This window comes from Actinomadura sediminis, assembly GCF_042675525.1.
GTDB classification, from domain to species: Bacteria; Actinomycetota; Actinomycetes; order Streptosporangiales; family Streptosporangiaceae; genus Spirillospora; species Spirillospora sediminis.
Map to the genome: position 1 here is coordinate 41,119 of NZ_JBHTJA010000052.1, position 6,000 is coordinate 47,118.

Sequence of the window (6,000 nt, forward strand, 5' to 3'; positions counted from 1 at the left end):
CCGGCGATTTATGGCTGGGCCGATTTGTCGTGTCGTCTCCGTTTCGACATCGAAGAAGTGGCGTGCATCACAACGTGATCGGCGCCGCGCGCACCCGTCCGGTCCCCCAGCAGGAGTGATCACTCCGGCCCGCTCATCCGCGGCGACGGGCCGGCACACGCGCACCTTGACCCGATATATCGACTTTTGCACCGTTATGGGGCTTGATCACGTTCCGCGCGAGGTCCCGCTCCCGGCTCCCCGCCTCCCTCGCGCGGCGTCGAGGAGGAACGCGTGCGAAGAAGGCGTCACCGGCCCGGCCGCCGCATCCTGGCCCCCGCGACCACCGCCGCCCTGGCCGCCGCACTGCTGGTGGCCGCGCCGGCCCCGGCGTCCGCGGCCCCGCTCACCCTGTCCAACTTCCAGTTGCGCCCCAACGCCTACGGCACCGACCTGCTCGAACGCGCGGACGACATCCCGATGGTCAAGGCGACCGTCACCCAGATCATGGGCGACCTGAACCGGCGGCGCGACCCGGGGGACGGCCCCGCCGTGACGATCGGGGGCGCGTGCAACCCCGCCGCGGTGGGGACCGGCGTGTCGATCCGCCGCAGCATCTGCTTCAACGAGGGCGACAACGAGACGACCGAGTGGTACCCGCAGGGCGTCACGAGCGTCGCCGACATGCAGGCCGACCAGCAGTGGGGCGACAGTCCCCAGCAGCTCATCGTGAGCTGGTACGACCGCAACGGCGGCACCGGCGGCCAGCGCGGCGTCCGCATCAGCTTCGTCGACCGCGCCACCGGCGCGTACCGGCACGTGCTGCTCGTCTACCCGAAACGGTCCGGCGACACCATCGACTACGAGAGCGTCCGCGTCTCGCAGGACCCCCAGAGCGGCGACTACGGCAAGGCCCTGCACGCCGGCGGGATCCTCTGGTACGGCGACCACCTGTTCGTGGCCGACACCGCGCGCGGCTTCCGCGTCTTCGACATGCGCCGCATCTACGACCTCGGCGCCTCCGAGAACGGCACCACGAAGGACGAGTCGAAGGTCGGCCTGGTCGGCGACACCTACCACGCCCACGCGTACCGGTACATCATGCCGCAGGTCGGTTCGTGGACGCGGACCGCGGCCACCGGCGACAAGTGCACCGAGAACGACGGGTCCCCGAACTTCTCCTACGTCTCCCTCGACCGCAGCGGCGCCGACCACCTGCTCGCCGGCGAGTACTGCCACAGCGACCACGCCGTCAACGGGCGGGTCGCCGCCTGGCCGATGGCGGGCGCGTTCGACGCCGACGGCGAGCCCGTGATGGACCCCGGCTACCGGTGGAACGCCGACGCCGCCCACAATCTGCCGGACAGCAACATCCAGGGCGCCACACGCTTCAACGACCGCTGGTACCTGACCCGCAGCCGCGGCATCACCGGCCTCGGCACCTTCTACACCACCCGGCCGGTCACCTCGTCTACCGGAACCCTCTCCATCGCCGGGCACAAGCCCATCAGCAAGGGCCCCGAGGACCTGTCCCACTGGCCCGGCATCCTCGACGACCCCACGCTCGGCGAGATGTGGACGGTCGCCGAGCACCCGGGCTCCGACGAGGACGGCACCGGCCAGGGCCAGCGCATGCTCTACGCGTGGGCGCCCTGACGGACCCGTCGTCCCCGGACGGCCGGAACGAGCGCCCGGCCCGGACCCCCGCGTCCGGGCCGGGCGCTCGCCCGCCGCCCCCGCCGGGCCTCCCCCGCCGTTCGATCCCGAACTCGTCCCCGCCCTGCGGATCATCAACGAGCACCTGGCCCCCGACGCCCTCGCCCGCGACGGCGCGTCCACGGTCGAGGAACGCGCCGTGCCCGGCCCCGCGGGCGCACCGGACGTGCCCCTGCTGATCTGCCGGCCGTCCGGCGCGTCCGCCCCCACGCCCGCGATCCACCACACGCACGGCGGCGGCATGGTGCTCGGCGACAACCGGATGGGCCTGCCCGAGATGCTCGACCTGGCCGCCGACATCGGCGCCGCCGTGGTATCGGTCGAGTACCGGCTCGCGCCGCGCCCCCCCACCCCGGCCCCGTCGAGGACTGCTACGCCGGGCTGGTCCGGACCGCCGCGCACGCCGCCGAACTCGGCGTCGACCCGGCGCGCGTGGCATTATCTAGACCGGTCGACATAATTCGTCGGAAGGTGGTCAGCCATGCGGGTGCATCATGTGAACTGCGGGTCGCTGCGGGAGATCGAGCCGTTGGACGAACCGGGGGCCGAAGCCGCGCGGGCCGTGTGCCACGTGTTGGTCGTCGAGACGGACGCGGACGGGCTCGTGCTCGTGGACGCCGGACTCGGCACCGGGGACGTGGCGGACCCGGCGGGGCGGCTCGGTGACGAATGGACGGGCTTCGCGGAACCGGTGCTGGACGAGGCGGAGACGGCCCTCCGGCGGGTCGAGGCGCTCGGGTTCGCCGCGTCGGACGTCCGGCACATCGTGCCGACGCATCTGCATCGGGACCACGCCGGAGGGCTGAGCGACTTCCCGGACGCGGCGGTGCACGTGTTCGCGGCCGAGCGGGAGTGCGCGACCACGCGCCAGTTCGACCACGGCCCGAAGTGGGCCGTCCATGGCGACGGCGGCGAGACGTGGGCGGGGTTCGAGGGGGTGCGGCCCCTCGCGGGCGGCGACGTCCTGCTGGTGCCGCTCGGCGGCCACTCCCCCGGGCACGCGGGCGTCGCCGTCCGGGGCGAGGACGGCTGGCTGCTGCACGCCGGGGACGCCTACTTCCACCACGGCGAGCTTCGCGCGGAACCGCGCGTCCACCCGGTGATGGAGCTGGTGCAGAAGAGCGCGGAGGTCGACCGGGAGCTGCGGCTGCGCAACGTCGCGCGGTTGCGGGAGCTGGAGGGCGTCGACGTGTTCTGCGCCCACGACCCGTGGGAGCTGATGCGCTACCGCTGATCGAGGCGGTGGCGGAGGGCGGTGTGGCGGCGGCCCGCGCCGGGGGTGCGGACGGCGGCGGCGAGGGCGCGGCGCGAGCCGACGAGGACGACGAGCTTCTTCGCGCGGGTGATGCCCGTGTAGAGCAGGTTGCGGCGCAGCATCGTCCACGCCCCGGTGGTGAGGGGGATCACCACGGCCGGGTACTCGCTGCCCTGCGAGCGGTGGATCGTGATCGCGTAGGCGTGGGCGAGCTCGTCGAGTTCGTCGAACGCGTAGTCGATGCTCTCGTCCTCGTCGGTCAGGACGGTGAGGGACTGGTCCTCGATGGAGACCCGGGTGACGACGCCGACGGTGCCGTTGAACACCCCGGCCTCGCCCTTGTCGTAGTTGTTGCGGAGCTGCGTGACCTTGTCGCCGACGCGGAAGACGCGGCCGCCGTAACGGCGTTCGGGGCGGGCGTCGTCGTGCGGGGTGAGCGCCTCCTGGAGGAGGGAGTTCAGCGCGCCCGCCCCGGCGGCGCCGCGGTGCACGGGCGCGAGGACCTGCACGTCGCGGCGGGGGTCGAGGCCGAACTTGCGGGGGATGCGGTTGGCGACGACGTCGACGGTCAGCTCCGCGGCCTCCTCCTGCTCCTCGCAGGGGAACAGGAAGAAGTCGGGGTGGCCGCGGGTGTGCGGGTGCTCTCCGGAGTTGACGCGGTGGGCGTTGACGACGATGCCCGACCGCTGCGCCTGCCGGAAGATCTTCGTGAGCCGGACGCGCGGGATCGTCGCGGAGCCGAGCAGGTCGGCCAGGACCTCCCCGGCGCCGACGGACGGGAGCTGGTCGACGTCCCCGACCAGCAGTAGGTGCGCGCCCCGGGGAATCGCCTTGACCAGCTTGTTCGCCAGGATCAGGTCGATCATCGATGACTCGTCGACCACGACGAGGTCGGCGTCCAGGGGGTTGTCCTGGTCGTAGGCGGCGTCGCCGCCGGGCTGGAGCTGGAGGAGCCGGTGGACGGTCGCCGCCTCGTGCCCGGTCAGCTCGGCGAGGCGCTTGGCCGCGCGTCCGGTGGGCGCCACGAGGACGATCTTGGCGTTCTTCGCGGCGGCGAGCTCGACGACGGAGCGGACGGTGAAGCTCTTGCCGCAGCCCGGCCCGCCGGTGAGGACCGCGACCTTCGAGGTCAGGGCGAGCCTGACCGCCTCCTCCTGCTCGGCGGCGAGGTCGGTGCCGGTGCGCTCGCGCAGCCACGGCAGCGCCCGGCCCCAGTCGACGCCGGCGAACGCCGCGAGCCGGTCCTCCTTCGCGTCGAGCAGTTCGTGCAGGCCGCGGGCGAGGGACCGTTCGGCGCGGTGGAACGGGACGAGGTACACGGCGGGGATCGTCGCGGCGTCCCCGGGGATCGGCTCCCGCACGACGCCCTCGCCGGCGGCCAGCTCGTCCAGCGCGGGGACGATCAGTTCGCGGGGCACCTCGAGGATCTTCTCGGCGTCGGTGACGAGGTTCGGCTCGGGCAGGAAGCAGTGCCCGTCGTCGGCGGCCTCCGACAGCGTGTACTGGAGCCCGGCCTTGATCCGCTCCGGGCTGTCGTGCGGGATCCCGACGGCCCGCGCGATCGTGTCGGCGGTCCGGAAGCCGATGCCCCACACGTCCGCGGCGAGACGGTAGGGGTCGCGGCGGACGGTGCCGATGGAGGCGTCCCCGTACTGCTTGTAGATGCGGACGGCGAGGGAGGTGGAGACGCCGACGCCCTGCAGGAAGACCATGACCTCCTTGATGGCCTTCTGCTCCTCCCAGGCGTCGCCGACCCGCTTGGTGCGCTTCGGGCCGAGGCCGGGGACCTCGGCGAGCCGCTGCGGCTCCTCCTCGATGATCCGCAGGATGTCGGTGCCGAAGTGCTCCACCATCCGGTCGGCCATCACCGGCCCGATGCCCTTGATCATCCCCGAGCCGAGGTAGCGGCGGATGCCCTGGACGGTCGCGGGCAGCACCGTCGTGTACGACTCGACCTCGAACTGGCGCCCGTACCTGGGGTGCGAGCGCCACCGCCCGGTGAGGCGCAGGCTCTCGCCGACCTGGGCGCCCAGCAGCGCCCCGACGACCGTCAGCAGGTCGTCGCCGGTGCGTTCGGTCGCGACGCGGGCGACCGTGTAGCCGGTCTCCTCGTTGGCGTAGGTGATGCGCTCGAGCACGGCCTCCAGGACGGCCCGGGGCGGAGTCGGTGGGGTCACGTCCGACATGATCACAGGTGGGCCGGACGGTCCGGCACGCCTTTCCGGAGATGTGGACGACTCTCCGGCGTGACGCCCGCGGACACGTCCAGCACGCCCGTCTCGGTCGCGAGCGCGGCGACGAGGCGGGCGATCGCGTCCACGTCCCGCACCTCCAGGTGCTCGATGCGGGCGGGCAGGGCGGACCGGTCCGGCAGCCGCAGGGCGTCGCCCGTCCACGAGATGGTCCGCGCATCGGTCGTCATGGTGTCCATGATGCCGTGGAAAGTCGCGTGCGCCCTTACCCCACAGGGCTTTCCGGCCTCCCCCGAACAATCGCGTGACCTGCGTAAACTTGACAGCGATCGAACCGGTGTTCGAAATTATGCGGAAGCGGGAAAGGGGACGGACGTGGCCGAGGCGGCACTGCGCGACGCGACCGCGCTGCGCGACGCCGTGTCGCCGGGCGCGGCGCGGGCGGCGGCGGTACCGGTGCTGCCCGCGCTCCGCGCCGTCCTGCCCGGCGGGTTGCGCGCGGGCTCGCTCGTCGGCCTGGACGGGCCCGGCGCGGCGTCGCTGGGCGCGGCGCTGGTCGCGGGCGCGTCCCGCCACGGCGGCCCGGACGGGACGGGCGGCTCGTGCTGCGTCGTGGGCCTGCCCGCGTTCGGGGTGCGGGCCGCCACGGGGATGGGCGCCGCCCCGGACCGGCTGCTGCTGGTGGACGAGCCCGGCGGCCGCTGGGCGGACGTGGTCGCGGCCCTGGTCGAGGCCGTCGACCTGGTGCTGCTGCGCCCGCCGGACCGGCCGGACCCCGCCGCCGTGCGGCGGCTGTCCGCGCTCGCCCGCAGGCACGGCGCGGTCCTCGCGCTGACGGGCGCGCCCGGCTGGCCGGGC

6 protein-coding genes are annotated in these 6,000 nt (G+C 73.5%); 4 read left to right on the forward strand and 2 right to left on the reverse strand.

The genetic code is table 11. The features are described from left to right. The first annotated feature begins 273 nt into the window (after positions 1-273). From ACFQ11_RS23230 to ACFQ11_RS23240, 3 genes are all read left to right on the forward strand, one after another. Positions 274-1,635 (forward strand): hypothetical protein, encoded by a 1,362-nt coding sequence (locus ACFQ11_RS23230; RefSeq protein ID WP_378302028.1) that lies wholly within the window; start codon positions 274-276, stop codon positions 1,633-1,635. Positions 1,636-1,834: 199 nt separating this feature from the next. Then, positions 1,835-2,155, forward strand: a complete 321-nt coding sequence (locus ACFQ11_RS23235; RefSeq protein WP_378302030.1) for an alpha/beta hydrolase — start codon at positions 1,835-1,837, stop codon at positions 2,153-2,155. A 21-nt stretch (positions 2,156-2,176) separates the two neighbouring features. Beyond that, positions 2,177-2,929 (forward strand): MBL fold metallo-hydrolase, encoded by a 753-nt coding sequence (locus ACFQ11_RS23240; RefSeq protein WP_378302032.1) that lies wholly within the window; start codon positions 2,177-2,179, stop codon positions 2,927-2,929. Here ACFQ11_RS23240 and recD2 read toward each other — a convergent pair. Both recD2 and ACFQ11_RS23250 read right to left on the reverse strand, forming a co-directional pair. Further along, positions 2,920-5,136, reverse strand: coding sequence for an SF1B family DNA helicase RecD2 (gene recD2, locus ACFQ11_RS23245; RefSeq protein WP_378302034.1), 2,217 nt, complete (start codon positions 5,134-5,136; stop codon positions 2,920-2,922). The genes ACFQ11_RS23240 and recD2 overlap by 10 nt on opposite strands. A 2-nt stretch (positions 5,137-5,138) precedes the next feature. Further along, positions 5,139-5,372 (reverse strand): hypothetical protein, encoded by a 234-nt coding sequence (locus ACFQ11_RS23250; RefSeq protein WP_378302035.1) that lies wholly within the window; start codon positions 5,370-5,372, stop codon positions 5,139-5,141. Positions 5,373-5,517: 145 nt separating this feature from the next. On the opposite strand from ACFQ11_RS23250, the gene ACFQ11_RS23255 reads away from it, so the two are divergent. Then, the coding region (locus tag ACFQ11_RS23255; RefSeq protein ID WP_378302036.1) for a hypothetical protein at positions 5,518-6,000 on the forward strand (483 nt) is incomplete at its 3' end.

Excerpts from the sequence above, each read along its gene's own strand:
- ACFQ11_RS23240 (WP_378302032.1), top strand. The coding sequence starts at position 2,177 with ATGCGGGTGCATCATGTGAACTGCGGGTCGCTGCGGGAGATCGAGCCG.
- recD2 (WP_378302034.1), bottom strand. The coding sequence starts at position 5,136 with ATGTCGGACGTGACCCCACCGACTCCGCCCCGGGCCGTCCTGGAGGCC.
- ACFQ11_RS23250 (WP_378302035.1), bottom strand. The coding sequence starts at position 5,372 with ATGACGACCGATGCGCGGACCATCTCGTGGACGGGCGACGCCCTGCGG.